We start from the raw sequence: 26,134 nt of genomic DNA on the forward strand, positions 1-26,134 counted from the left end.
AGTCGTACCCTGCTGCCTCTCCGGATCCACCCCATGTCGGGGACCCTAGTGCGGCGTGACTGGAGCGGGCACCGCCGACCGGATTGGAGCAATAGTCAAGACCTGTGGGGGAGATGACGTGCGGTTGGCGACTCAGTCCTGGACAGGTTCTACTCTGTGAGGCTCGGCTCCGCCGAGGTAGAGCATGCACCCCGCAGTCTCGTCCACGTCCTCCGGGGCGAAGCTCTCCGGCGGTACGACGTAGATTCCGGCGGCGGGGACGGGGACCCGGCCGAAGTCACGAGGCGGGTCGTACTCCTCGTAGTGCCCCACGCAGAGGCGAGTGGGAGGGATCGACACCGTGCAGACATCTCCTGCTCGGAGGGCAGGAGGCGCCGGATCGAAGTGATACGGCGTCCATTCACGGCTCGAATCGGCCCACGGGAGGTGGAATGTGCCGTCCCAGTGAAACTCTCCGGAGTCGTCGATCTCTCCCCATGGCCATTGGAGACGGATGTGGGTCGCGTTCACCGAGATGACCCGAGCGCTTGCCGGCTCGCAGGAGACGGTCACCTCGTCGCCAACCCGATACGCCATGTCTGATCGCCCCTGTCCCGGTCGTGAAGGACCGAGGATAGATCAAGAGCTAAGCAGCTGGACTGGCCCCGCCACGGCTCGGCCGGGCGCTCTCTGACGTGATCAAGCTTGCCCGCTGCCCGCTGCCCGCTGCCCGCTGCCCGCTGCCCGCGCTCGACGAGGAGGCCGTTCTCGAACACGGCACCAGCGCGGACCAGGGGCACGAGGTGAGCGTCGTCGGTGATCCTCGCGACGGCCTTGGGCCACTTCGTTCCGTAGGTCTTCGCGAAGGGGTCTCGTCGTCTGCGCGGCGATCGTTGACCCGCGGCGCGGTGACCTCGACCGAGGCGGCCGCGGTGATCAAGGTCCTGGTCCGGTGATGGCCGTTGCGGACAACCAGACGGTGCCCACTCTCGTCCCGCTCGCCTGCCAACTCGGCTATGTACGCGTTGACTTCGGAATTCTGCGCAGCAGCGAGCATCCGGCGGGCGCCCTCGCGGACGATCTCGTCGATCAGGGAGCCGGACTGGGTGGCGCCGTCGTCGGTGACTACGCTGAGCACGGGCGTGCCCTTCCCGCCCCGCGCTGCGAACGCGGGCCTACTCGATGACGGTCAAGGGATCATCGGAAGACGCCCTCCGCGCCCCTCCCGCTGATCACACGTCCTCATGGGCGCTGCAAAGCGGGCCCGTCTCTTTCGGCAGGGGCGGTTCACGTCGTCTGGTTCGCGGTTGGCCGGGCTCCTTTGTGCGGAGGTCATGTCCTGCGCCCGGCGCTGGCACTGAGGAGGCGGGTGCCTCTGCATCTGCCCTGTCCGCGATACTGATCGGCGGCTAGGGGGGGCGGGATGACGCAACTGGTGCGCAGGGGCTTTCGGGAAGAACGGGGCACCGCACCGTCGTCGGTATCGATGGCTGTGCTGTGGGTGGAGGGGATCGGCCTGATTCTGGCCAGGCCGCTCTTCGGAGCGATACCGGACGCGAGGGCAGTTATTTCGCTCCCGTTCGTTGTGCTGGTGCTGTTCTTCGTCGCCGCGCTGCTCTCTGCCGTCTTTGTGCTGCCTTCCGTCGCCCTCGGTCATTGGGTGGCAGAGCGCAGGGGCAGCGGGAGGCGTTGGTGTTGGGTGATGGCCGCAGCCCTGCTGGTGTTGGTGCTCATTGTGGGCCTGTTGTTGCTGGCCGTGGCTTTCAACGGGGGAGGGCCTGGGTTCAGTTCGTGGCAGGACATCTTCGACTGGCTGCTGTACGCATCAGCCGTCTACTGCATCTGCATGCCGGCAGTGCTGGCCGCGCACAGCACGGTTGTGCGCGCGGACGCGGGTCGCCGGGTGTGGTCTGCAGGGCAGGTCCTGGGATACGGGGTAGTCGTGCTGCTGGTGGAGTCGCTGGGGGTCCTGGTGGTGTTGAGCGTGCTCGGCTGAACCCACTGGCCGCTTCGCCTGTGAGCCGCCCGACGGAGCACTCCAATCGACAAAGGCCCCCTGGGAAGCATGCATCCCAGGGGGCCCCGCGGTCCTGTAAAGCGTGGTTCGGCGTCTCTTCCGTCAACGCTGCCAGTTCACGGAATCACCGAGGCACGTTGCGGTAGTCGCGCATCTTCTTGAGGAACCTCCGGAAGATGAATCCACCCGCCACGAGCAATGCGGCGCCCAGAGCGATAATCCAATTCGACTTCTGAGGTTCCGAGGCGATATATCCCACCCCGACCGACATGAGAAGCAGACCTAGAATGACCCCCGAGAGGCTCGGCCAAATATTCCTCGGCTGCGTTGCGTTCACCTCGGAGATCCTTACTTAGTCTTGTAGATCGGCCACAGCTTCTTATTGGACGACTTGGCCGTCGCCGGAGTCTGAGGACCGTACATATTCACGGTAGCATCGAAGGTTACGGTCGAGGAGGGGCCGCAGGCGGGCAGGTGCTTGGCGAGGCACGACTGGAGCACCACCTTCCCGCGGAGGTGCTGCCGGGCGCTGTTGCCAGAGACGACGTACGGCTGGGTGAAGTCCATCTTGATGCCGAGCGCCTGGCCTTGGACATTGTTGTGGCCGGAGAGTGAGCCCGTGACGCGGGCGATTCGGCCTTTGCTGTCGCGCACGGTCGTGACCGTGAAGTCGATCTCCCCGGTCCGGGTACTCCCGGCACCGCCGCCCGGATAAAATTCCCAGACCTTGGTACTGGTGGTTTCCCCGCCCTTCGCGTGCGCTGCGGGCGCCATTGCGATTCCCGACAGAGCTACCAGAGTGGCTGCTCCGATGGCCGCAGTCTTACGTTCGATCATTTGTTCCCCTGATTTTACTTGTAAAGCGGACGGTCAATTCCGCTTGCACGCACGCTACGCACTTCCGAAACGCATGATCAACTCAGTTGAGGGAAACTTGAGCATAGCCTTCATGAAGCCAACGTAATTCCATACGCGGCCCAAAAACTTTCCACTACGACACAACCGGTGGGACCGAAATTCCGTCCAGGCCGCATCCGGAGCCGGCGGGCCGGGCGGGTACTCACCGCCGTCAGGCGGGAGCCGGTCATGGCGGGTCACGCGACGTAACTCAGAGGCTGTGGTCCGGGTGCGGTTCTGTGGCAGGAAGCAGCCTGAGCGCCGCGAGCAGGATGGCGCCGGCCGCGAACACCGGGCGAAGAACACCCAGCGCCAGCCGAATTCGGTCAGCAGCCCGCCGATGCCCAGGCCCAAGGAGAAGCAGGCGGCGCCGACGCCGGCGAAGACCAGCAGGGCCTTGTCGCGCTGCGGCCCCTGCGGATACGAGGCCGTGATGATCGACATGGCGGCCGGGGTCATGAAGGCCGCCGCCACACCGGTGACGATCCGGGCCACCACCAGCATCCAGCCCTCGATCGCGACGCCGCCCAGCATGGAGAAGACCATGAAGACGCCCAGCCAGGCAAGGAACATCCGCCGCCTGCCCAGCAGATCGACGGCGCGCCCGCCGAGCACGGTGAAACCGGGCGTAGCCGAGCACGTAGCCACTCATCACCCACGCCGCCGTGCCGGTGCTCAAGGCGAGGTCGGCGCGGATGGCGGGGACGGCAACGGCCAGCATGGCGACGCCACTGCCCTCAAGGAAGATCGTTCCGCACGGGACGAGCAGCAGGGCCCGGGAGCGTCCGCTCTTTCGGGCCGCGGGGACGGCGGACACGGATGCGCTGCTCCCCCTTTGCATCGCCCGGTCGCCCCTCGTGCCTCAGCGACGGACACTGCCCCTCGCGCAAGCCGCACGAGCCCGGCCACAACTCCCGTGCCCGCACGCCGAACCATCCATCCCGGAGCCATCGCCATCGCCATGGCCGCGACCGTACCGAGCAGCGAGCAACCCAGGCCACGCCTTTTCCGTTCCCCAGGGTTCGCGTGGGTGGCCGGCGCAGAGGTTGGAACAAGCGCGGTGACTTCCCGATGCGTGGAGGGGGAGCCCCTGCAGGGGCACCCCCACCTGCACCTGGCCCCAGCATCAAGACCAGAAATCTGCGAGCACAAGCCTGACCAGAGCCAGCACGGACTTGTGCAACACGCTTCAGACGACTGACAGGGGCCGCCGTCGGTGCAACCTCCCGTCGTTTCGGCAGTCTTACTTGCCGGGGTGCACATGACGGCAGATCATCAGATTGCCTTCTTCCTGAGGCAGTTGGAGACGAGCGACACCTGGCGGCGGGCAGCAGCGGCGAAGGGGCTGGGGAAACTCGGTGACACCGAGCACGCCGCGGTGCTCCTGCGGGCAGCCGCCGACCCCGCGCCCGAGGTGCGGGAAGGTGCGGCGGTGGGCCTGGGCCGGCTGGGAGCCGCCGCGGCCGGGGCGCGGACGCTGTGCGCACTGATGGGCGACGACGATCCGTGGGTGCGCAGAGCGGCCTCTTTGGCAGCTATCCGGCTCGAGCTGCGCGATCGCCAGGTCGTGCACGCCTATGGGCGACTGCTGGGCGATCCGGACTACCACCTGCGGATCAACGCCTTGGAGGCGTTGCGGGAGCTGGGCGTGCCCGGTGATGTTCCCGCGCTGGTCCGGCTGATGGGTGATCCGGCATCTGGCGTCTGGGGCCGGGCGCGGGCTCTGGTCGTCGATTGCGAGAAGGACCCGGACGTCGAGGCCGAGCTGGTCCGTACGGCCCAATGGGGTGAGGACACCGCCCGCGCGCACGCCCTGTGGATGCTGCCCGACCGGCACATCGACCGGCTGCTGCCGTCCCTGCTGAAGGAACTGACGGACGGCCCTTCGGTCGAGGTGCGCAGCGCTGTGGCCTTCCGGCTCAAGCGGGTGGACCGCCCCGAGGTGCGGGATGCGCTGTTCGCTGTCCTGGAGGCGGAACGCGACCCGGAGATGGCGACACAACTGCTGTTCCTGCTGGGGCGATCGGGTGACCAACGGCTGCTGGGTCCGGCCTCGCGCTGGCTGAGCGATGAGCGGGCGGGGCCCTCGGCCGCCATTGCCCTGGGGTCCGTCGGCGGCAAGAGCGCCACGCGGCTCCTGCGGGCTCTGCTCACCGACCCGGCAACGGCTGCCCGCACCCTGGAGGCGGCAGCAACGGCCTACGGTGCGCTGGGAAGATGGGACGGCGTGTGGCTGCTGCTCCCGCTGCTGGAGCATGCCGAGCCCGGGGCGTACGAAGGGGCGCTGCGCGGCCTGGACGCCATGGCGGACAGGGGGTTCCGGCCCTGGGAACGCGCGGCGGTCGCCCGGGCGCTGGTGGCCCGTCTCGGCGTCGACGCCCCCCTGGCCTTGGTGGCAGCACGGGTTCTCACGGGCCTGGCGGAAGCCCTGCCCGGTCTGCGGGAACTGGTGGACCAGACCACCTCCCCCCTTATGCGGGCCGCCGCGCTGTCGCTCCTGGACCCGCACAATGCGACGGACGCCGGCACCCCGCACGATCTGCCGCTGTTCGTACGGCACTTGGACGACGTGGATATGTGGGTGCGCCGGGCCGCCGCGGAGGCGATCGCCCACTGGGTGGCGGAGAGGGGCACGCTGCCCACCGACGCGGAGCGGCTGCACGACCGGCTCACCGCCCTGGCATCGGACCCATTCGATGCCGTACGCGAGGCGGCAGCCCACACGCTGCGGGCCCTGGAAGAGGGGCGGACCAACTGACGCGGCAGGGGGGTGGTGCCGGCGTCAACACCACTGACAGGCCCGCCTTTCACTCCGCGACGCCCGCCTCAGCACAGGCCCGGGCTCGTGCAGCTCCGCCAGAACAGGCCGGTGGCCCGGGAGCACTCGAGGGGCCGTGGACAAAGCTAAATGTCAGTGCCGGATGGCAAGCTCCCGGGCATGAGTGATGAGTCTTTCAACTGGAACACGTTCCTCGGCCGTTGGCAGCAGGAGTGGGTCCCGCGCGCGGACCATGAGGAGGAGGACGGCGAGGAGCATGCCATCACTCCGGGCAGCCCCGGGGCGAGCGAGGCGCAGATAGCCGCTGCCGAGACGCGTCTGGGGCTGCGGCTGCCGCCCTCGTACCGGCAGTTTCTTGCCGTGAGCGACGGCTGGCACGTGGACCAGACGGCCGGGGTCTACCAGCTCGGCGGAGTCGCGGACATCGACTGGAGCCGCGACCCGTACGACTTGACCGCGCTGTACACCGAGAACCTGGACGACGACCCGAGTGAGCAGGACGTGCTGCTGGCCGGCATGTGGGAGCGGTCGCTGCGCCTGGAGACGGACTCCGACATGACCCTGGCCCTGCTCGACCCGGGCGACCGCGACGAGGACGGCGAGTGGGCGCTCTACATCTACAAGGGCTGGAGCGGTGAATACCCCGACCGCTACCCGTCGTTTCGCGCGTACATGGAGGCCATGTACCGAAGCTTTCACGCCGACCGGGTCGAACGCCCCGACTTCGACAACGCGACCACACGGGCACAGGACGCACACGTCGAGGCCGCCCGCCTCCTTGCTCTGGGCGGACGCTACGAGGAGGCCGTAGTCCTGCTCGAGGAGGCGTCCTCCTTCGGCCGGCCGCACAGCTACTGGCTGCTGTGCCAGATCCGGCACCTGCAGGCTCCGCGCAGCACTCAGGACTACGGCTTCTTGGTGGCCGACCCGCGCTATCTTCCCGACTTGCTTCCGGTACAGGCCCGGGAAGCGGCAGCCGGCCAGTGGCGGCTGGGAGACGACGACCACTGGCTGGGGATGATCGCTGCCCGCGGCGTGGACCGGGCAGTCGCTCGGGACCTGTTGCGCACCATGCGTGAGGGCACTCATCGCTATGCGCCGCCGGGTGTGTGGGGCCGGGCGGTCGCCGAAGCCCGCGAGTCGGCTCGCTGGGGTGCCACCGATGCCGCGTGGCGCGTGTTGCGGGAGGCTCTCGTGCACTGGCAAGCTCCCGGTCCGCAGCTGATCGCGCCGCTGGGTCTGCTGGCCGATCCGGTTCTGGCATCGCTCATCACCCCCGAACGCGGGCGGGAAATCCTGGCGACCCCGCGGTCCGGCGAGCCAGGTCCCCGGCCCGAACCGGTGGCGGATCTCGACCCGCCGGGCCTGGCCTGGCTGACGACAACCGGGCCATACGGGCGGCCGTTCGACGGCTACCGGTGCATCTGGGTCGAGGACGTCGACCCCTCGACGATGCCTGCCCTGATCGGCGAGGAGGGCGCCGCACTCAGCCCGCCCGTAGAAGCCGGCAGGGCGTATCAGCGCAGGCGGCAAAACCACGAGGGAGAGGGCGTGGAGCTGTGGGAGGACCGCGGTGAAGCCGCCGTCGGCCGCACCGCCGAGGGATGGGCCTTCGCCTTCGACGGCCAGTCCGGGCACAGCATGAACCACCTGTTTGAGTCTCCCGCACCGGCCGCCTCCACACCCGGCCGCGCGGTGGTGGTCTGGCGCGAGCCGCTGAGCCACTCCCGGGACAGTCACCCGGCCGCCGTGCACCTGTCGGTGGCCGCGCGGGGCCAGGAGCTCTACGCGTTGACCGTACGAGGCACGGACATCCAGACCTCCGGCTCCCTGCCCGAGGCCCTCACCCCCGACCGACTGTTCGGCCAACACGACACGCAATCCGACGCAGAAACAACCGTGTTGCACGCCCTGCACCGTGAACTCGGACTCTCTCTGCCCTGCTTCGCCCTGACCCGGGGCAGCCTGCCGATGTGCACCACCCGGTCCTGGACGCGAGCTCCGCGCGAGGGCGAGAGCTTCGCCTACCTGAGCTTCGGACGGCATCGGCCCTGACCCCGGCAGCCCACAGACCGGGTGGGCGGCGCCACCGGACGGCCGGGCAGGAGGCGGACGTTCACGGGGCGGTCTGGCGGATGAGGTGGTCGACCACGTCCGAATGGTTGTGGCGGGGGAGGTAGGCGGCGCGTTGACGGTCGGCTCCATTGCCCTGCCCGGCCAGACGCTGACGGGCGGTGCGGACGGTGACGAGGTCGTCGGGGCCCAGGGCGGGCAGGGCGGTGTCGCAGAGTTGGCCGAGGTGGCGGGCGGCGGACTGGAGCCTGCCGGTGGACAAGTCGATGCTCTGCCCCCGGCTGCCGTCACGTGCGGCGCGCCAGTAGGCGGCCCGGAGCAACTCTGCTTCCGGACGCGGCGCGGACTGTCCGTCGCGCAGGGCGCCGAGAGCGGTCGCGGTGAGGCCCTTGACGACGGCGGCCAGCAGAAGGGTGTCGTCGATCGTGGGGGCGGCGTCGGCGACCCGGATTTCCAGGGTCGGCAGATGGTACGAGGGGCGGATGTCCCAGTACACGCCCCCGCGGTCCTGCAAGGTGTGGCTGGTGATGAGCCGGCCGACGAGGTCCTCGTAGTGCGCAGCGGACTCGAAGTAGGGCGGGGGGCCCGCTACGGGCCAGCGCCCCCAGGCCAGGGTGCGCCAACTGTCGTAGCCGGTGTCCTGTCGGTCCCAGTAGGGCGAATTGGCGCACTGGGCGATCAGTGCGGGCAGCCAGGGCCGCAGGTGGTTGCTGACGGCGAGCGCGGTGGCGAGATCGGGGATCTCGACGTGGATGTGACAGGCGCACACGGTCTGCTCGTGGTCCAGGGCGCGAAAGGTGGCCAGACTCTGTGCGTAGCGTTTTCCTGCCGACAGGGGCGGGGGAGTGTCCTGGCCCAGGACAGGTGTGCCGCTGGAGATGATGCGCAGGCCCAGGCGGGCGGCGGCGCGTGCGACCGCCCGGCGGGTCAGGCACAGGTCCTCCCGCAGGCCCGTGAGGTCGGTGTGGGGCAAGGTGCGGACCTCGACCTGGTAGCGGGTCAGTTCGGTGGTGACTCTGCTGCCGAGTTCGGTGGCAGCTTCGGTGACGACCTTGTCCGCGCGACTGCTGAGCTGTCGGGATACCGGGTCCACCACGAGGAACTCTTCCTCCACGCCGACGCGTACCACCGGTGCACCGCCGCTGAGCGAGAAGGGCTGGAACGCGCCCGACGGTGAAGGGGCATGGCTGGCTGTCCGCTTCTCGCTCGGCATAGCCACCACTGTGTCACTTGGCGCAACTGCGGCCGATGGCATCGGCCGGAAGGGATCCGCGTGAGGTCTCACACGTGTCCTGGCATGACGGGTCGGCATGTGTCCTGGCGGGCCAGGAGAGCGGCGGGCCCTTGGTGCGCTGCTGAGCGAACATCACGGCCGCTTCCGGCTGGGAACTTCGGGACCCGGTCCGCGCATCTCCGCTGGCCATTGCGCGGCCGGCAGCCGACGACCATGCAGCCGTTCAGCTGTCACCGACCCTGCGCGAAGGGTTCACCGGGCTGATCATGGTCCGGTGAACGGTCAGTCAAGAGCTGCTTCACCTCGACGCTGCGCCGGTCGACGCAGTCGGAGTGGTGCAGCGGCCGGTTCGACCGTCAGCGGGCGACCGCGCTCGCGGAACTGAAGAGAGCCTTGGAACATCCGAAATTCTGGAGCGCCCCCATGGACAGCACGGACAGCAAGACTTTCGTGTACACGACGTACATCCGCACTACCCCCGAACGGCTCTGGCAGGCCCTCACCGACGCGCCCCTGACCGACCGTTACTGGGGCGTACGCTTCACGACGGACTGGGCAGAGGGCTCGCCCCTCGTCTGGACACAGGGTGGAGCGGAGATCACCCACCCCGATCAGGTCATCCTCATCTGCCGGCCCCACCGCAGGCTCGCCTACACCTGGCACACGTTCACCCCTCAGTGGGCACAGGCTGTGGGCGTCAGCGAGGAAGTGCGTAGCCGGCTCGCGGCCGAGCGCCGTTCTCAGGTCACCTTCGATCTCGAACCTCAACGTGACCAGGTCAAGTTGACCGTCACCCACGACTTCGACCCCGCCGGTGCCCTGTACGGCATGTGCATCCACGGATGGCCGCCCATCCTCTCCAGCCTCAAAACCCTGCTGGAGACCGGCACTCCACTCGCCGATCCCGGAGACGGCGTCGACGAAGACTGACGCACCGGGCCGGCCCCGTGAGGTGTGGCTGTGCCGCCGGGTGCCTGTGGAGCGAACCGGTCGCGCGCGGGAGGATTTGGTTACGCCCGCAATCCGTCCACCGCCGTGTCGATCGCCGTCAGCGCCGCCCGCTGGTCGAGTCCCGCCCTCGATACGAGTGACAGGCCCTGGACGATGTAGAGCAGGAGCTGTGCCTGGGCCTCGGGGGAGGAGTTGGTCGTGACCTCGCCGGCGGCCTGTGCGCGGCGCAGTGCGCCGGCGACGATGTCGATGAAGCGGCCGTACGAGCGGGTGACGATCTCCGTGGCCTCGCTGTCCCGGGGCACGAGCTCGGCGGTGGTGTTGCCGATCAGGCAGCCCTGCGGCACGCCCCGTTCGGAGATCAGTTCGTCCAGCCGCGCCGGGTGGGTCAGGATCTCGCGCAGCGCCGGCAGGAGCGGGGCGGTGTCGAGCGCGGCGGTCAGGTGCCGCTCGTACACCTCCCAGTAGAGCCTGACGGCGTCCAGGTAGAAGCGGCGCTTGTCGCCGAATGCGCCGTAGAGGCTGCCGCGCTCGACGGCCAGCGCGTCGACCAGGTCCTGGATCGATGTCGTCCCGTATCCCCGGGACCAGAACAGTTCGAGTGCGCGCTCCAGCGTCTGTTGTCTGTCGAACTCGCGGGGGCGTCCGGTGCGTGTCACGTGTCCAAGAGTACGACTTCTTGACTGGACGTTCAAGAAGTCGTAGCTTCCGTCACGGCACTTCTTGAACGGTTGCACAGAAGTCGGTCGCTCTGACCGGCACGAAGGGCGAAACCATGGAATTTGCGGGCAAGACGGCGCTCGTCACCGGGTCCGGCGCGATCGGCGGGCTCGGACACACGACGGCCGGGGTGCTGGCCGCGGCCGGAGCCGACCTGATCCTGACCGGCACCGATCCGCAGCGCGGTGCCCGGGTCGTGGAAGACCTCCGGACGGCCGGCGGCAAGTCATCCGGGTCGGTGCGCTTCGTCGCGGCGGACCTGTCCGACCCGGCGGGCGTTCGGCAGCTGGCCGAAGAGACCGGAGCCGTCGACATCCTGGTCAACAACGCGAGCGTGATGACGTTCGCCCCGACCACCGGGCAGGACCTCGCGGGCTACGACGCCGCCTTCGCGGTCAACGTACGCGCCCCGTTCCTGCTCACCGCCCTGCTCGCGGAGAAGATGGCCGCGGCCGGCGGCGGCAGCATCGTCAACGTCAGCTCCACCGCGGCCGGCCTGGGCATGCCGGGCATGGCCGTCTACGGCGCCACCAAAGCCGCGCTCGAATCGCTGACCCGCACCTGGGCGGCGGAGTTCGCCGCCTCGAACGTGCGGGTCAACGCCGTCTCACCGGGCCCGATGCGCACCTCCAAAGTGGTCGCGGCCATGGGCCCGGACATGGGCGGCATGGGCCTGACCACCGCGCTCAAGCGCACCTCCGACCCGGCCGAGGTGGCCCACGTGATCGCCTTCCTCGCCAGCGACCGGGCCGGCTACATGACCGGGGCGATCGTCGCCGCCGACGGCGGCCGCACCGCCATCTGAGGAGAGAGACAACCATGGACCGTCTTACGGGAAAGCACGCACTGATCACCGGGGGAACGAGCGGCATCGGCCTGGAAACGGCCCGCCAGTTCCTCGCCGAAGGAGCGACCGTCGCCATCACCGGCCGCTCACAAGAAAAGCTCGACGAGGCGGCCCGGCAGCTGGAGGGCCCGCTGCTGACCATCGCCAGCGACGCCGGCGACGTACCCGGCCAGGCGGCGCTCGCCGCGCGGCTGCGTCAGGAATGGCCGAAGCTCGACATCCTGATGAGCAACGCCGCCGACATCACCCACCTCCCCATCGAGGCATGGACCGAGGAGGCGTTCGACAGGCTCCTCGCGACCAATCTCAAGTCGCCGTTCTTCCTGATCAAGGACCTGCTGCCGCTCTTCTCACAGCAGTCCTCCGTCATCCTCGTCGGCTCGGTCTCCGCCTACATCGGACACGAGAACGCGACGGTCTACGGCGCGGCCAAGGCGGGACTGCTCTCCTACACCCGCGGGCTGACCTACGAGCTGAGGGACCGGGGCATCCGCGTCAACGGACTGAGCCCGGGCCCGACGATCACCAACGCGTTCGCACCCCTGGGCCCCGAGCGCCAGAGCGCCCTCTACGAGGAACTCCGGCAGACCGTGCCGCTCCACCGCCTGGGCACCGCCACCGAGCTGGCCAAGGCGGCGGTCTACCTCGCCTCGGACGAGTCCGCCTACACGGCGGGGACCGTACTGCGCGTGGACGGAGGCATCGGACAGCTCGCGTACTAGGGCCTGTCTGACAAATGATCACCTGGCCGCTTCACGGAGCCAGAGGATCAGGGAGGCTAGGACGACTCCCGCGCGGTACCGGTTCGCGAGCTTGTCGAACCTGGTTGCGATCGCACGGAACTGTTTGAGGCGAGCGAAGCATCGTTCGACCACGTTGCGGTCGCGATAGATCTCCGTGTCGAAGACGGGTGGCCGACCACCGCGGCGCCCCCGGCGCCGACGGTTGGCCACCTGGTCGCGGCGCTCGGGGATCGTGGCAGCGATGCCCCGACGCCTCAGCAGATGACGGATGGCCTTGCTTGAATACGCCTTGTCACCCAGCACACGGTCCGGTGTCGTGCGCGGACGGCCCGTGCCGGCCCGAGGAGTGCGTACCCCATCGAGGACATCGGCGAACGCTGTGGCGTCGTTGACGTTTCCGGGTGTGAGCACAACCGACAGCGGCAGCCCCCGGCCGTCGACGACGAGATGGACCTTGGTGGTCAACCCGCCCCGAGACCGACCGAGTGCCTGGCACGCCTGCGAGCGGCCCGGATCTTCCACTTCGTCCCCGTCCACGTCCCCCTTTTACGGGCGCCTGCGGCATGCTGATGGGCCCGGTTGACCGTGGAGTCGACGGCGACGGTCCACTCCACCCGGCCCGTCGCATCGTCACGGACCTGGACGTGCTCCAGCAGCTTCGCCCATGTGCCATCGGCCTCCCAGCGGGCGAACCGCTCGTAGACGGTCTGCCACGGCCCATACCGCTCGGGTAGGTCGCGCCACGGAGCCCCGGTCCGCAGCCTCCACAGCACCCCGTTGACCACCTGCCGGTGATCACGCCACGGACGGCCGCGTCCGTCCACCTGCGGCAACAGGGGCTCTATTCGCCCCCATGCCGCATCCGTCAACTCACCTCGACCCGCCACAAGATCAATTATCAGACCGGCTATAGAGTCCTGCCCGTGGCGAATCATCAGGACGAGACCAGGACGGCCTACGACGGTGTCGTCGAGCTGTACGCATCGCTGTTCGCAGACCGGCTGGAGACACAGCCCTTCTCCCGGGCCATGATCGGCACCTTCGCCGAACTGGTGCGCGCGACGGGCAACTTGCGGGCAGCGGACGTCGGGTGCGGGCCCGGACATCTGACAGCCATGCTGCACGAACTGGGCCTGGAGGCATTCGGACTCGACCTTGCCCCCGGCATGGTCGACCACGCCCAGCGGGCCCATCCGGCGCTGCGCTTCCAAGAGGCGCGGATGGAATCCCTGCCGATCGAGGACGGCGCGCTCGGCGGTGTACTGGCCCACTACTCGATGATTCACACCCCTCCGGGGGAGCTGCCGGAGCTGCTCTCCGAACAGGTACGCGTCCTGGCGCCGGATGGCCTGCTCCTGGTCTCCTTCTTCGGGACCGACGGACAAGAACCGGTCCGGTTCGACCACAAGGTGGCGCCCGCCTACAGCTGGCCGGCAGATAGCCTCGCCGAACTGCTGGCCGATGCCGGGCTCGATCCCTTCGCCCGGCTGCTCCACGATCCGGCCTCTGAACGGGGTTTCCTCGACGCCCACCTGCTGGCCCGCCGCTCGTAGGTCCTGCCCGGCAATGCCCGCCAGATGTCGGCGCATATCCGGGCTGCCAGCTCGACGAACTCTCGCTGATCCGACGGGAATTGTCAGACAGGCCCTAGCAGGACAACCCGCACGTCGCTGAACCAACCGCAGGTCCAAACGCCCCCGGCGAGGGTCACGCCGCCGCGACGAGTGCGGAGGGCCGGGGCGGCGCTGCGATGGGGGAGCAGCAGGGCCGGGTCGGGCAGCGGGCTATCGGCGTGATGACGTTCTTGGGACGACTGGCGGGCCGGCTGTCGATGCGAAGCCGTTCGGGTGCGGTGAGTCGCCCATGCGGCACCGTACCCGACGGGCCAACCCCCTGGGGCGGGGCGCCGGCTCTCCTCGCCGGTCCGACACCACCAGCGCACCAGCGTCGAGCTGTGGCCAGATCGATAGCGCCCCCTCGACCACGCCCGCAGCGCCGGGTTCAGGCCGGGCCGTTCGCTCCGGGCCGCGTTGCGGCGGTCCCGTCCACGACCGAGAGCAGGTCCACAACGAAGATCAGTGTCGAGTCCGGCGGGATGAGCGCAGAGGGTGACTGCCGGCCGTAACCGAGACGCGGGGGAACGATGATCTCGCGCCGGCCGCCGGCCTTCATGCCCCGCACTCCGCGGTCCCATCCCTTGATGGCCTTGCCGCCGCCCACGGCGAACTTGAACGGCCGGTCCTGCTCCCAGGAGGAGTCGAACTCCTTTCCGGAGGCGAAGGTGACTCCTACGTAGTGCACGCGGATGACGTTGCCCGGCCGCGCCTCGGGGCCGTCTCCCACTACAAGGTCCCGGGTCGTCAGCTCGGTGGGCGCTTCTCCCTCCGGAACCTTGATGGTGGGTTTCGTCGGCTCGCTCATCACGGTCCCCTCGCTCGCCACCGGAATCCCTCGCACGGGCCGGCCGACCGCATGGGCGATCCATGCGGCGAGTGATCACGCTACCGGCCGCGCCCGTGCTCCGCGGTGCACCCCGCGTCAAGGAACACGGCTCTCGGGCCGGGGGGCGTACCGGAGCTGCGCAGGCCCGGGCATTGTCGGTCAGTACCCATTCGACGGTGATGCCGTGGCGGCGAACCGGTCGGCGGCCCGCTGCAGGAAGCCGCGCAGGTTGCCGCCTTCTCGTCGGGCAGGTCTTTGGTACAGGCGAGCCGGGAGCGGCGTCCAACGCCGTATGCAGAAAGGCCAGGTGGGCCCTGTCGCGGTTCTTGCTGACCGCGGTCCGTCCCAGCACGCGATGGCCGCTGTCGTCGGGGATACGCCCCAGCTTCTTTGACGTCGATGTGGAGCAGTTCGCCGTGCCGGTCGCGTGCGTAGCGGCTCATGTGCCGGCCGGCCCGCCCTTCCGTGTCTTCCGAAGGCGCCGGCTCTTGTCCGGCTTCGGCGATTACCAGCGCAGTGGCACGGGGAGTTCGGAGTATCTGCGCGGGGCGTCGCCCAAGGCGCGCGGGCCATGGGCGCCCATTTGTCACCGGAGTGGACGGGCAGCAGCGAGCACGGGCACAGCTCGTCGAACAAGTCAGGCGGCAGCGGCAGCCGTTGCGACACCGACGGTCTCCCGCCTGCGGGTTTGGTGTCCAGCGGGTGCGCCCGTGCGATCGGGGCGGCGGCGTGGCGGCGGCCTCGTTGCGCCGGTGGCGCTCTGTCTGCCATGTGCGGAAGGATGCTGTAGTTCCTGGACGTGAGGACTGTTACAACAGGGGCCGTGCCGGAAACCGACGAGCCTTCCGAGCCGGCCGCAGGAGCACAGCTCGGCGTCTGCGCCCGCACCTGGAGAGGGCCAGGCCCGAGAGCTAAGACGCTTCATCACCGGGGGAGACATGGACGCAGCGTTGGCGGGGTTGATCGGTGCTCTTGGTGGTGCCGCTGTGGGGGCCGGTGGGGCCTGGGGCGCCGCCAGGATCGCCCTGCAGGGGGCCAAATATCAAGCTGACAGGACCGCAGAAGCCGCTCATGCACAGTGGCTGCGTCAGCTCCGGCGTGAGGCGTACGTGCAGTTGCTCGGCACATGTCGAAGGCTTCACCGCGACATGACGACTGCCATGTTCAACCGCCGGTTCATGAATCGGGAGGAGCGAGAAGCGGAAACGCGACGCTTCACGGAGACCCTCGAAGAGCTCAACACGGTGATGATGACGGCACGCCTGGAGGCGGACGAGACCGTCGCGGATCTCATTAGCGAGACCCTGCTGACTTTTGGAATGTTCAGTGGCTATTTCGTGGGGCAGGGGGAGGGCACCGACACGCTGGATCCTCACCTGGCTCGGTTCGAGGAACAGATGCGGGAGCAGCTCAAGCGGACCGAGAAGTATGCCCGTGACTCGCTTCAGGCACCCAACGGAGCACCGAGTCACCTGACGTGGTCCGGGGTGCTGCCGCCCTTCGATGACTCGTCACACCCAGCGTCATAACCCCGGAGGCAGGCCCGTCGGCGGCCTCCTCGTGTGCCTCACGACCGCGACGGCGATCCGCAGGCCGCGCTCGCCTGGTACGAGCACCTGCCCGCGCAGGGGAGTGCGGGCGTCTTTGTGGCTCCGGTTGCAGGGTGACCGTTGACCGCTTGTGCCGAGCTTGCCGTTGTCTCTTTGTGCTTCGGGCCCTGGTCGTCATCCCTGGCAGGCGGTGTCCTGTAAGACGTTTCTTCCTCTGTAGAAGGCCACGACGCCTGGCAGGGCAAGGGCTGCTGCGCGGCCCCGGCCGCCGCGGTCCCCGCCGAACGGCACGAGACGGACGCCTGCGGTTGTCGTCCCGGATGCGACTGCTGCAACTGACCGATGCCCTGTCCGGCAGCGGGCCCCGGCAGCACGCCGGGGCCCGCTGCGTCGGCACCCCGGGGCCGCTGCGGCCCGGGGCCCGGACGGCGGGCAGTCGGAGGTCCGGACGAACCCTGACCACGTCCCCGGTGTCTTTCCCCGAAGGTGCAGCGCTTTCGTAGCGGGCGGAGCCGGCCACCGGCGAGGATGCCCGTCATGACCACCGAGCAGACCCTTGCACCCCTGCGCTCGACGCACTCGATGCCCGTGGTGTTCGGTGCCGGGGCGGCGATCGGCGTGCTGGGCGGGATGATCGGGCTGGGCGGGGCGGAGTTCCGGCTGCCGCTGCTGATCGGCCTGTTCGGGTTCGCCGCGCTCTCCGCGGTCATCCTGAACAAGGCGATGAGCCTGGTCGTGGTCCTGACAGCGCTGCCTGCCCGCCTGGCGGCCGTGTCGGCTTCCCAGGTGGCCGCGCACTGGCCCGTCGCGGTCAACCTGCTCGCCGGGAGCCTGCTGGGCGCCTGGGCCGGCGCGTCGTGGGCGGTGCGGATGCGCTCCGCCACCCTCTACAAGGTGCTGGCCGCGCTGATGGTGCTCATGGCCGCGGCCCTGCTGGTCACGCACATCTCCGCTCTGGGAACGCTCGACCTGTCGCCGTGGGCGCAGGTGCCGCTCGGAGTGGTGGCCGGGTTCGGCATCGGGGTGGTCGCGGCGATCATGGGTGTGGCCGGGGGCGAGCTGCTGATCCCGACGATCGTGCTGCTGTTCGGGCAGGGCATCAAGACGGCCGGCAGCCTTTCGCTGCTGGTGTCACTGCCGACGATGCTGGTGGCCTTTGCCCGCTACAGCCGCGACGGCAGCTTCGCCGTGCTGGGCGCAAACCGCCGCTTCGCCCTGGTCATGGTTGCAGGCTCGATCGCGGGGGCGGTGCTCGGCGGGCTGCTGCTCGGCGTGTTCCCGGACCTGGTGCTCATCCCAGCGCTGGCCGTGATCCTACTCGTTTCCGCCGTCAAGCTCGCCCGTCACGACTGAGCCCCGCACAGCCGACTCAGCCCCGGGTGGCCAACTGGCTGCTCACCATGGCCGGCTGGAGCACCCGGTGACACCTGGTGTGGCCCCGGGCGGTCATGAGCCAGTGAGTGTGGGGTAGTAGCCGGCCGTTTGCCCGGGCGGCTTGACCTTCGAGCTGGATCGAAGGTTTACCGTCGAGGTGTGAGCATGATGCGGATCTCCCAGCTCGCCGAGCGCGCCGGCGTTCCGGCGACCACTCTGCGCTTCTACGAGGGCGCCGGTCTGCTGCCCGCCGACCGGACCCCGGCCGGCTACCGGGTGTACGGCGAGGACGCGGTCCAGCGGCTGGCGTTCATCGGGGCGGCCAAGCAACTGGGGCTGTCGCTGGAGGAGATCGGCGAGCTGCTCGGAGTGTGGGAGGCGGGTGCCTGCCGGGACGTGAAGGCCGACCTGCGTCCGCGGATCGCCGCCCGCTTGGCCGAAGCCAAGTCCCGTGCCGTCGAGCTGGCCGCGTTCTCAGCTTCCCTGCACACGGCCCTGGAGCACCTGGACGCGCTGCCGGATCGTGCGAGCCCGTGTGATCCTGAGTGCGGCTTCCTTGCCCCATCGGCTCCGGCCGTCACCAGAACGAGCCCGGTGGATGCGGTGCTCGCACACAGCCGCCAGTCTGCCGAGACGGAGGGGTGGCGGTCGGCGCCCGTGGCCTGCTCCCTGACCGGCGGCGGGCTGCACGAGCGGATAGTCCAGTGGCGCGAGGCGGTCGACGGCGCCGCGCGCACCGCAGTGCCCGACGGGCTACGGCTGACGCTGCCCGTCGACCGGACGGCGCGGGTGGCGGAACTGGCGGCGGCCGAGCAACAGTGCTGCCCGTTCTTCGACTTCCGGCTCCACCTCGACGGCCCGAGCCTGCACCTGGATATCCGCGCGCCGGCCGACGGCGCCGGACTGCTCACCGATCTGTTCGGCCCGGCCGCCTGACCTCGTGTTCCCTTCCCGCTCGTTTCCCCTGTACCGGAGAGTTCCTACCGTGCTCGTGGCCCGCTCCCTTGCCCTGTTCGCCGTCGCCGCCCTGTTCGAGATCGGGGGCGCCTGGCTGGTCTGGCAGGGCATCCGCGAGCACAAGGGCTGGATCTGGATCGGCGCCGGCGTCATCGCGCTCGGTCTGTACGGAGTGGTGGCCACCTTCCAGTCCGACGACAACTTCGGTCGTATCCTCGCCGCGTACGGCGGCATCTTCGTCGCCGGGTCCATCGCCTGGGGCATGGTCGCCGACGGCTACCGCCCCGATCGATTCGACGTCATCGGCGCGCTGGTGTGCCTCGCCGGGATGGCGGTCATCATGTACGCCCCGCGCGGCCACTGACCCGCTCTCGCCTCCCCGGCGTGGCTGTTGGTGACGAACAGCGTTGCTCGCTGCGGCGGTTGTGGCAGGGCTGAAGTCTCGTCCGGGTGAGAAAGCGCGTGCCGCAGCGCGACGGGTGGGTCGGCCGTGCAGGCTACGAAGATTCTCAGCTCATCCCGTCGAGCGGATCCCTGTGCGTCCTTGCCCCTTCCGCGCGGTCATCGGCTCTCGCTCTTGCTCTCGCTTCTGCCCCGGGCGGGCTGGGCATCAGGTGTACGGTCTCCGACGCCTTCAGAACGGGCCGCAGAGTGCGCTTGTGGTCGCTACGCTGCTGGCCCTGTCCCTGGTCAGCGCCACACCTTCGACATGCCCTCCAGCGGCGCTCCGACCGGGCGGGACCGCAAGAACTACCGCGTGCTGTGGGGGTGAAAGGCAGACCGATGCTCTCGTTTCGCCGGGGACATGCGCTCGCTGCGGCCGGACTGACCGTGCTGAGCGGTGCCTTCTGGGGCGTGTACCGGCTCACGGATGTGGCGGAATCCGGAAGCGCGGGCGAGGCGGTGACGTTGTATGACGTGCGCGACGCCAGGCAGGTCGCGGGGACCGCGGACGACGTGTTCGCCGGCGAAGTCGTGGACCGCACCGGGCAGCGTGACATCGCGGGCATCTTCTTCGACCTGTACCAAGTGCGCGTCGAGCGGAGTTTCAAGGGGGGCTTGGACGGCACGGTCACCGTCAGCCACGAGCAGGGCGCCTCCCCGCTGTTGGACGGTGAGTCCTACGTGTTCGCCACGGGGCGGGTGCCGGAGACACACACCCACGCCGTTCTGCTGGAAACCAGCCCGGCCCCCTTCACCAGCCTCACCGCTGCGATCGGCCCCCGCGCCACGAGCACCGGGACCGCGGGCCGCACGGTGGCCGAGTACTGGACCTGGGCTGTCGGCCATGAGGTCGACGTCTCCTCCGGCTGACCCGGCAGAGGACTCTCTGCACTGGGCTCAGAAACAGGTGCAGGTGCACTTCGTTGATGCTGTCGGGCACGCGGTCCCCGGGTGAGCGGCCGTTGTCATTCCGCATCAGCCGCTGCCCTTGGGCCAGTACTCATTGCCGGGCCCGCTGAGCGGGTAGTCGGGATCCACACCCGCGGGATGGCCGTAGTCGCCGGTGCCGGCGGATGGCACGCTCCAAGGGGCCTTGCCTTGGTACAGAGGTGACAGATGGCTGTCTCCTGTGCCTGCGCCTGCGCTGCTTGGCCAGGGCTCGTCGTTGGCGGGTACGACACCGGTGCCCCGGGGCCACTGTTCGTCGCCGGCGGTGGCGGTCCCGGCCGTCAGTGTGATCGCGGTGCCTGCGAGCACGGCGATGGCGGCCAGACGCACTCTGGAACGCATGGTTTCCCCCGGTGGTGGTCGACTGTGGGTCCTGCCACGGTGCCCGAGGTACGGGAGAGGGGGAAGGCGTGGCCAGACAACTGCACAAGCGGGGGCCCGCCGTCAGTCCGGGATGCGGCGCGCTTGCCGGGTCTTGCGGGGCGGGCAGGCGTCGGGTCGCTGGCGGGGGTAGGCCCGCGCTTGGACGGTGCTTGGACTGCGCTGAGCCGGCCGGGCGTCCGCTCGCCATGTGGCACCGGCAGGTAGCGGGCAGCGGACTTCTTGTCGTACGGCAGCTGCGCGATCGTCACGCGCTCGTGGTGATGGTCCGCCGCCTACTGCGTACGTCGGTGCGCATGCACGGGGGAGTGGGACCGGCCCTGATACGCCTACCCCGGGTCTTGGAGCCTTCACGATTCACGGGGTTTCGGCGTGACGCGCCGGTGCGGGGCGTGGATGACGGAACGCGGATGTGATCTTCGTTTACTTGGTTCCAGTGATCTTAATCCCTTCGATAACGCGCAAAATGACGCCTGTACCCATGGAATGATCATTTTTGACCTGCCGTCACCATTCGACCGCGGTGACGGCTGAACATCCCATGGGGGGAACATGATGAAGCTTTTCGTTGACAGAGCACCGGCGCTGGCCGGCATAGCGGCGGTGGCCGCCTCGGCCGTGTTCGTGGCTGCGGTTCCGGCGTTCGCCGGTGCGAGCCAGCCCGGGCCCGGCGCGGACGCCGCGGCCTCCGTGGTGGAACACGCCACCGGCACCGCCCACCTGACCACCCCGCGTGCGGATGGGGACGGCATGGTCGCCGACGCGGCGGGAACGCGCGTGGAGATGCCTGCCACCGGCTCCGGCAGGATTGCCGTGACGGACCCCGAGGGAACGCGTGTGGGCATCGGCCTTCCGGGTCCGGACGCCGCCTCGGCAAGCGCCACGGCCAACGGCACCGTGATGTACACCCGGCCCGATGGACCCGTCGACCTGGCTGCTCAGGTCGGCCGGGACGGCAGCGCGAGTGCTCTGATCACGCTGAAGAACGCGTCGGCGCCCACCGAGTACCGCTTCGAACTGGACCTGCCCAGTGGGGCCCACGCGGCGCTCCTTGACGAAGGCGGCGTCGTGGTCGGCGACAGCGCCGGCGAGGTAGTGGGCCTCTTCGACGCCCCCTGGGCCAGGGACGCCGACGGCAAGCCGGTGCCCACCAGCTACCGGCTCGAGGGCGACACCCTCATCCAGACCATCCGTACGGACAAGTCCACCGCCTACCCCGTCGTCGCCGACCCCAAGTGGTGGGACAAGACCAAGGAGATCGCCGGCGGCATGGTCAGCGACACCTGGAATTCGATGAAGTGCGGTGCGGCGCTCGCCGCGGCCTTCGCGCCCGGCAAGGCCGCCTTCAAGGTGATCAAGAACGCCGGCGGTGTCAAGAAAGTCCTGGCCACCCTCGCCAGCGTGGACACCAAGAAGGGTGCCATGGCCGCACTCGGATCCGGCGGATCTACGCTGTTCGGCATCAAGTCGATCAAAAAGGCCTGCTACGACGGCCTGAAGTAGACGTCATCCCTGCCCCTGATTGCCTCTACTGAGGGATTGCTGTGAACACCCACAACACCGACGCCGCGGGCCGGCGGACCGTCCCCTGGCGCGGGGCGGCGATGCTCGCCTTCGGCTACGCCGTCTTTTACATGCCACTGGCCTATTTCATCGACCACCCCATCAGCCTGCACTGGCTGCTGTGGCCCGTGGCGGCCGTGGCCGGCCTGACACTGGCCGCCGACTGGAAGGGCATCGGCGACCGCCCCTGGTTCGTCAGGACGATGTTCCTGCTCATCGTCGTGGTCGCGGTCATCGGCGCCGTCCTGTCCTGACACCGGACCGCTTCATGCGGCAACCGCACTGCCGAGTGCGCCCGGACACGCCCGCGAGGGAGTGGCGGTGCACTGGGCAGTTGCGGCGACGCGAGATGACTGACGGGCAGTGTCTGGTCCGCCGCTTGGACGCCGGGGACGCAGGGAACGCAGGGACCGTGCAACGGATTTCCTCACCCGGCCGTGTGCGTGAGGATCGCGTCGGCCAGTTCCTGGTGGGTCTCCGGCGGCAGCGTGTGCCCCATGCCCTGCACGATCTTCAGCCGCGCCCCCGGGATCTGCTCGGCGATGATCGCGCCGTGCCCCGGTTTGACCGGCTCGTGGCTGCCCTCGATGACCAGCGTGGGCGCCTGCACCCGGTGCAGCGCGTCCACCGGCTCGAAGTCGGGACCGGCCCCCGCGGCCAGCCGGTGGTTGGCCGCCGCGGACAGGTCGCGGGCCCGGCCGTAAACGCGTTCCTGCAGTCGGCGCACCGCGTCGTCGTCGAAGGGCAGCCCGGTGCCGTGCAGCACGCGCTGCTCGGCGATCATGCTGTCGATCAGCGCGCGGCGGTCCCGGGCGGGCGGGGCGGCCATCAGGGCGCGGAAGAATTCCACGAACTCCGGTCCCGGCTCCGGCAGGCTGCCCCGGGGCTGCGGCTGGCCCGTCAGGGCCCGCAGGAGCACCTGGCCCTCGCCGCAGCCGAGCGGCGAGGAGGCGATGGCGGTCAGCGACCGCACCCGCTGCGGCGCCTCCACGGCGATGAGCTGGCCCAGGAGCCCGCCCGCCGAATGGCCCACCAGGTGGGCGCTGTCCAGGCCGTGGGCCGCCAGGACGCGGTAGACGTCGTCCTTGATGGCGTCCCAGGTGTACGGCTCGGTCGCGAAGTCGACGGTGCCCGACATGCCGGTGTCACGGTGGTCGTACCGGATCACCCGGCGGCCTCCGGCGGTCAGGCGGCCGACGAACTCGTCCGGCCACAGGATGCCCTGCGACATCGAACCCATGATCAACAGGATCGGCGCGTCCGTCGCGGCGCCGAACTCTTCACTCCAGATCTTCACGTTTCGCATGCCTCAGAGCATGTCGTCCGCGGCTACGGGTGCCTTCCGTAGAACTACTAGCCGCGCCAGATCCGTACGGGAGCCGATGCCCAGCTTCGGATAGATCTTGTACAGGTGGTACTCGACCGTGCGCGGGCTCAAGAACAGCCGGGCGGCGATCTCCTTGCTCGACAACCCGTCGGCGACCAGCCCGGCGATGCGCAGTTCCTGCGGGGTCAGTGCGTCGAGCACATCAGGGGGCGGGGCGCTGCCGTTCTCGCCCGCCGCCCGCAGCTCCTCCCGCGCGCGCCGCGCCCACGGCCGGGCACCGACCTGCTCGAAGATCTCCCATGCCATCCGCAGATGCGCTCGCGCCTGGCCCGGCCGCTGCGCGCGGCGCAGACGCTCGCCCAGCAGCAGGGCTGTCCTGGCCGCCTCGAACGGGTTGGTGTGCAGCCCCAGCGCCTCGGTGAAAGCCTCGTCAGCCGATTCGGCCAGGCCTCGGCAGCGGGCCAGCAGCGCGCGGGACTCGGACGTGGCGGCGTGCTCGGCCGATCGCTCGTAGGCCGCAAGTGCCGCGCGGGCACCGGCCTCGTCGCCCGCGCCCACCGCGGCCTCCACCCGGTCCGGCATGCTGCGCCAGGCCACCATCGGATGCCCCGCGCCCGGCCCTGCCGCCGCGATCGCCCGGAATTGGTCATGCGCCGACGCGTAGCGGCCGAGGCACAACTCGAGCATCGCCAGTGCGTACGCGGCCACCCCCGCGTGCAGTCCCACCCGGTGCGGCAGGGCGATGGCCAGTGCCGCGCGGGCCTGGCGTGCGCAGGGCTCCTCCTCGCCGCGCAGCGCCGCCAGCGCCGCCAGGTTGGCCAGGTGTGCGGCCACCGTGTTCTCGTACCCGGCCTCCCGCGCCAGCGCCAGGCCCTCCTCGGAGACGGCCTGGCTGCGCGCGAGCCGCCCGGCCAGGCGCTCGGCGGTCGCCACGAACCCCAGCACGACGGGCAGTTGCCCGGTCATCCCCGACACCCTGGCCACGCGTCCGGCCCGCTCGGTCATCTCGGTCGCCACATCCAACTCGCCCAGAGCGCTGGCCGCGGCCGTCGCCCACAGGTAGCCGGCCGCGTCCTCGAGCTCGCCCGCCCGCGCCAGCGCCCGCCGCAGCAAGGCCGGCCCGGCAACGTCGCCGTCCAGAGTCAGCCCGATCCCGGCCACCGTGTCCCGCAAGAACCCCTCGGGGTGCGCCGCCGCCCGTCGGCCGAGCTCGATGACGGCCGTCGTGTCGCCGACGTTGGAGGCCGCTTCCACGGCGTCGGCCAGCATGTCCAGGCTGTCGCCCGCCGCCAGGATCCGCACGGCCTCGGCCGCGTTGCCCGAGTTCAGCTCGAACCGGCCCCGCAGCTGGGCGATTTCCCTCACGAGCGTGATGTCGGCGCCGGCCCCTTCGCCTGCCTCGGCCAGCAGCGATTCGGCCTGTCCCGGCAGACCGGCGAGCCAGGCCGCCACGGCGGCGTCCTTCAGCCGGACGGCGCGGGCGCGCGGCTCGGGGGTCAGCTCGGCGGCCCTGGCCAGTGCGGTGGCGGCGGCGCCGTACCCGCCGCGGTCGCGAGCCCGCCCGGCGGCCTCCGCGAGCGCGACGGCGACCGGCTCGGCCTGGCTCAGGGCGGCTCCGGCCAGGTGCCAGGCCTTACGGTCGCCCGTGGTCAGCTCCGCCAGGACGGCGTGCGCGTGGCGGACCTCGGCGGGGGCGGCTGCCTCGTGGACCGCGGATCGCATCAGCGGGTGACGGAAGCGCACGCCGGTGCCCGACACCTCGGCCAGCCCGCTCTCCTCCAGCTCGGCGAAGGCCGCCGCCCCCGTCCCCGCCGCCCCCGTCCCCGCCGCTCCGGCCGCCAGCCGCTCGGCGGCACGCAGGACCACCGCGAGGTCGGTCTCGACGGCGGCGAGCAGGGCGACCAGCCGGGCGGGGGCCGACAATCCGGTGACCCGGTCGCCGAACAGCCGGACGCCACCGGGCAGCGGGTCGGGCAGCACTTCGCGGCCGGCGAGTTGTGCGGGCGTCAGCCGGGCGGCGATCTCGTCCAGGGCCAGGGGGTTCGCCCCGGTCAGCGTGATCAGTTCCCGTCTCACCGGGGCGGCCAGCAGCCCGTGCCGGGACTCCAACAGTTCGGCCGCGGCGTCCTCGGGCAGGCCGCGCACGCCCACTGTCGACGGCACGCCCTTGACAGGAGCATCCCCGCGGACGGCGAACAACATCGCGATCCGCTCGGTGCCCAGCCGCCTGGCGGCGAAGAGCAGCGCGTCGGCCGAGGCACGGTCGGCCCAGTGGAAGTCGTCGACCACGCAGATCAGACCCTGCGGGGCGGCGGCCTCGGCCAGCAACGACAGCACGCCGGCGCCCAGGAGGAAGCGGTCGCCCGCACCGTCGCAGGCGGCGTGCCCCAGGGCCGCTCGCACGGCGTCGCGCTGCGGACCGGGTAGAGCATCGAGCAATCCGGCCACCGGCCGCAGCAGTTGGTGCAGCGCCGCGAATGCCAGGTCGGACTCGGATTCGACGCCGCCGGTCCGCAGCACCTTCATCGCCGCACCCCGCGCGGCCACCGCATCGAGCAGGGCGGTCTTGCCCGCGCCGGCCTCACCGCGGAGCACGACCGCCCCGCCGGAGCCATGGCGGGCCTGTGCGATCACTTCGTCGAGCGCGCTGATTTCCACAGATCTTCCGTAAAGCACAGAAGCTCACACTAGAGGGCAGGCGGAGTACGGCACTCATGGGACAGGGCGACCAGGACAATCGCGCCCTGCTCGGACAGGCCGCCGCGTCGTGGCACACGCCGACCGGAACGCTTCGCGTCCTCGCCCGAAGGGGCCAGGACGTGTGGACTGCGGGGCGTGAGTCACGCGTCCCTGCCACCCCATAGGGGGGTCGCTGGACGGAGGAGGCCACGTCACATCCAGTGGCGCC

24 protein-coding genes and 4 pseudogenes are annotated in these 26,134 nt (G+C 69.9%); 16 read left to right on the forward strand and 12 right to left on the reverse strand.

Annotated features, from left to right (window positions below; all coding sequences use genetic code 11):
- Positions 1-132: 132 nt before the first annotated feature.
- On the reverse strand, positions 133-339 hold the full coding sequence (locus ACWFR3_RS06230) for a hypothetical protein (protein WP_453733383.1): 207 nt from the start codon (positions 337-339) through the stop codon (positions 133-135).
- A gap of 335 nt (positions 340-674) precedes the next feature.
- Between ACWFR3_RS06230 and ACWFR3_RS06235 the strand changes: the two genes are divergently transcribed.
- Positions 675-935 carry a hypothetical protein gene (locus ACWFR3_RS06235; RefSeq protein WP_453733575.1) on the forward strand — a complete coding sequence of 87 codons (261 nt, stop codon included), beginning with the start codon at positions 675-677 and terminating at the stop codon, positions 933-935.
- Here the strand turns inward: ACWFR3_RS06235 and ACWFR3_RS06240 are convergent.
- A pseudogene (locus tag ACWFR3_RS06240) lies at positions 836-1,117 on the reverse strand (transposase); the annotation flags it as partial. The gene ACWFR3_RS06235 and the pseudogene ACWFR3_RS06240 overlap by 100 nt on opposite strands.
- 285 nt (positions 1,118-1,402) lie before the next feature.
- Between ACWFR3_RS06240 and ACWFR3_RS06245 the strand changes: the two are divergent.
- Positions 1,403-1,975 (forward strand): hypothetical protein, encoded by a 573-nt coding sequence (locus ACWFR3_RS06245; protein WP_453733384.1) that lies wholly within the window; start codon positions 1,403-1,405, stop codon positions 1,973-1,975.
- A gap of 145 nt (positions 1,976-2,120) precedes the next feature.
- Here the strand turns inward: ACWFR3_RS06245 and ACWFR3_RS06250 are convergent, their stop codons facing one another.
- The 3 genes and pseudogenes from ACWFR3_RS06250 to ACWFR3_RS06260 all read right to left on the reverse strand — a co-directional run.
- The gene (locus ACWFR3_RS06250; protein ID WP_453733567.1) at positions 2,121-2,267 is read right to left on the reverse strand and encodes an LPXTG cell wall anchor domain-containing protein; all 147 of its coding nucleotides are present in this window, start codon (positions 2,265-2,267) and stop codon (positions 2,121-2,123) included.
- Between the two features lie 77 nt (positions 2,268-2,344).
- Positions 2,345-2,833 carry a hypothetical protein gene (locus tag ACWFR3_RS06255; RefSeq protein ID WP_453733385.1) on the reverse strand — a complete coding sequence of 163 codons (489 nt, stop codon included), beginning with the start codon at positions 2,831-2,833 and terminating at the stop codon, positions 2,345-2,347.
- A 286-nt stretch (positions 2,834-3,119) separates the two neighbouring features.
- A pseudogene (locus ACWFR3_RS06260) lies at positions 3,120-3,734 on the reverse strand (MFS transporter); the annotation flags it as partial.
- Positions 3,735-4,154: 420 nt separating this feature from the next.
- Here ACWFR3_RS06260 and ACWFR3_RS06265 point away from each other — a divergent pair.
- Both ACWFR3_RS06265 and ACWFR3_RS06270 read left to right on the forward strand, forming a co-directional pair.
- Entirely contained in the window at positions 4,155-5,651 is a 1,497-nt protein-coding gene (locus tag ACWFR3_RS06265; RefSeq protein ID WP_453733386.1) for a HEAT repeat domain-containing protein, read from the forward strand.
- Positions 5,652-5,831: 180 nt separating this feature from the next.
- Positions 5,832-7,727: an SMI1/KNR4 family protein gene (locus tag ACWFR3_RS06270; protein WP_453733387.1), complete on the forward strand. Its 1,896-nt coding sequence runs from the start codon at positions 5,832-5,834 to the stop codon at positions 7,725-7,727.
- 61 nt (positions 7,728-7,788) lie between these two features.
- On the opposite strand, the gene ACWFR3_RS06275 is transcribed toward ACWFR3_RS06270, so the two are convergent.
- Entirely contained in the window at positions 7,789-8,958 is a 1,170-nt protein-coding gene (locus ACWFR3_RS06275; protein WP_453733388.1) for a carboxylate-amine ligase, read from the reverse strand.
- Positions 8,959-9,402: 444 nt separating this feature from the next.
- On the opposite strand from ACWFR3_RS06275, the gene ACWFR3_RS06280 reads away from it, so the two are divergent.
- Positions 9,403-9,909 (forward strand): SRPBCC family protein, encoded by a 507-nt coding sequence (locus tag ACWFR3_RS06280; RefSeq protein ID WP_453733389.1) that lies wholly within the window; start codon positions 9,403-9,405, stop codon positions 9,907-9,909.
- A gap of 80 nt (positions 9,910-9,989) precedes the next feature.
- Here the strand turns inward: ACWFR3_RS06280 and ACWFR3_RS06285 are convergent, their stop codons facing one another.
- A complete protein-coding gene (locus tag ACWFR3_RS06285) occupies positions 9,990-10,589 on the reverse strand; it encodes a TetR/AcrR family transcriptional regulator (protein WP_453733390.1) in 600 nt (199 codons plus the stop codon).
- A 116-nt stretch (positions 10,590-10,705) separates the two neighbouring features.
- Here ACWFR3_RS06285 and ACWFR3_RS06290 point away from each other — a divergent pair, with 116 nt between their 5' ends.
- Together ACWFR3_RS06290 and ACWFR3_RS06295 are read left to right on the forward strand one after the other, a co-directional pair.
- A complete protein-coding gene (locus tag ACWFR3_RS06290; protein WP_453733391.1) occupies positions 10,706-11,455 on the forward strand; it encodes an SDR family NAD(P)-dependent oxidoreductase in 750 nt (249 codons plus the stop codon).
- A gap of 14 nt (positions 11,456-11,469) precedes the next feature.
- Positions 11,470-12,219: an SDR family oxidoreductase gene (locus ACWFR3_RS06295; protein WP_453733392.1), complete on the forward strand. Its 750-nt coding sequence runs from the start codon at positions 11,470-11,472 to the stop codon at positions 12,217-12,219.
- Here ACWFR3_RS06295 and ACWFR3_RS06300 read toward each other — a convergent pair.
- Positions 12,216-13,127 (reverse strand): annotated as a pseudogene (locus tag ACWFR3_RS06300) (IS5 family transposase). The gene ACWFR3_RS06295 and the pseudogene ACWFR3_RS06300 sit on opposite strands and share 4 nt — an antisense overlap.
- Before the next feature lie 36 nt (positions 13,128-13,163).
- Here ACWFR3_RS06300 and ACWFR3_RS06305 point away from each other — a divergent pair.
- Entirely contained in the window at positions 13,164-13,793 is a 630-nt protein-coding gene (locus tag ACWFR3_RS06305) for a class I SAM-dependent methyltransferase (protein WP_179183970.1), read from the forward strand.
- Positions 13,794-14,241: 448 nt separating this feature from the next.
- Here ACWFR3_RS06305 and ACWFR3_RS06310 read toward each other — a convergent pair whose 3' ends face one another.
- Positions 14,242-14,661 (reverse strand): FKBP-type peptidyl-prolyl cis-trans isomerase, encoded by a 420-nt coding sequence (locus ACWFR3_RS06310; protein WP_453733393.1) that lies wholly within the window; start codon positions 14,659-14,661, stop codon positions 14,242-14,244.
- A 959-nt stretch (positions 14,662-15,620) separates the two neighbouring features.
- Between ACWFR3_RS06310 and ACWFR3_RS06315 the strand changes: the two genes are divergently transcribed.
- The 6 genes and pseudogenes from ACWFR3_RS06315 to ACWFR3_RS06340 all read left to right on the forward strand — a co-directional run bounded on the left by ACWFR3_RS06315 (position 15,621) and on the right by ACWFR3_RS06340 (position 19,877).
- A complete protein-coding gene (locus tag ACWFR3_RS06315; protein ID WP_453733394.1) occupies positions 15,621-16,211 on the forward strand; it encodes a hypothetical protein in 591 nt (196 codons plus the stop codon).
- Positions 16,212-16,451: 240 nt separating this feature from the next.
- A pseudogene (locus ACWFR3_RS06320) lies at positions 16,452-16,571 on the forward strand (cation transporter); the annotation flags it as partial.
- A gap of 198 nt (positions 16,572-16,769) precedes the next feature.
- Positions 16,770-17,585, forward strand: a complete 816-nt coding sequence (locus ACWFR3_RS06325; protein WP_453733395.1) for a sulfite exporter TauE/SafE family protein — start codon at positions 16,770-16,772, stop codon at positions 17,583-17,585.
- A gap of 186 nt (positions 17,586-17,771) precedes the next feature.
- Positions 17,772-18,542: a MerR family transcriptional regulator gene (locus tag ACWFR3_RS06330; protein WP_453733568.1), complete on the forward strand. Its 771-nt coding sequence runs from the start codon at positions 17,772-17,774 to the stop codon at positions 18,540-18,542.
- Positions 18,543-18,591: 49 nt separating this feature from the next.
- Positions 18,592-18,927, forward strand: a complete 336-nt coding sequence (locus ACWFR3_RS06335) for a YnfA family protein (RefSeq protein ID WP_453733396.1) — start codon at positions 18,592-18,594, stop codon at positions 18,925-18,927.
- Between the two features lie 419 nt (positions 18,928-19,346).
- Positions 19,347-19,877 (forward strand): hypothetical protein, encoded by a 531-nt coding sequence (locus ACWFR3_RS06340; RefSeq protein WP_453733397.1) that lies wholly within the window; start codon positions 19,347-19,349, stop codon positions 19,875-19,877.
- 105 nt (positions 19,878-19,982) lie between these two features.
- Here ACWFR3_RS06340 and ACWFR3_RS06345 read toward each other — a convergent pair whose 3' ends face one another.
- Positions 19,983-20,297 carry a hypothetical protein gene (locus ACWFR3_RS06345; RefSeq protein WP_453733398.1) on the reverse strand — a complete coding sequence of 105 codons (315 nt, stop codon included), beginning with the start codon at positions 20,295-20,297 and terminating at the stop codon, positions 19,983-19,985.
- Between the two features lie 594 nt (positions 20,298-20,891).
- On the opposite strand from ACWFR3_RS06345, the gene ACWFR3_RS06350 reads away from it, so the two are divergent.
- Both ACWFR3_RS06350 and ACWFR3_RS06355 read left to right on the forward strand, forming a co-directional pair.
- Entirely contained in the window at positions 20,892-21,839 is a 948-nt protein-coding gene (locus ACWFR3_RS06350; protein ID WP_453733399.1) for a hypothetical protein, read from the forward strand.
- Positions 21,840-21,880: 41 nt separating this feature from the next.
- Positions 21,881-22,153: a hypothetical protein gene (locus ACWFR3_RS06355; RefSeq protein ID WP_453733400.1), complete on the forward strand. Its 273-nt coding sequence runs from the start codon at positions 21,881-21,883 to the stop codon at positions 22,151-22,153.
- A 173-nt stretch (positions 22,154-22,326) separates the two neighbouring features.
- On the opposite strand, the gene ACWFR3_RS06360 is transcribed toward ACWFR3_RS06355, so the two are convergent.
- On the reverse strand, positions 22,327-23,205 hold the full coding sequence (locus tag ACWFR3_RS06360) for an alpha/beta fold hydrolase (protein WP_453733401.1): 879 nt from the start codon (positions 23,203-23,205) through the stop codon (positions 22,327-22,329).
- A gap of 3 nt (positions 23,206-23,208) precedes the next feature.
- The gene (locus ACWFR3_RS06365; protein WP_453733402.1) at positions 23,209-25,902 is read right to left on the reverse strand and encodes an AAA family ATPase; all 2,694 of its coding nucleotides are present in this window, start codon (positions 25,900-25,902) and stop codon (positions 23,209-23,211) included.
- Between the last annotated feature and the right edge of the window lie 232 nt (positions 25,903-26,134).

Source organism: Streptomyces sp. NPDC055189 (assembly GCF_053606765.1).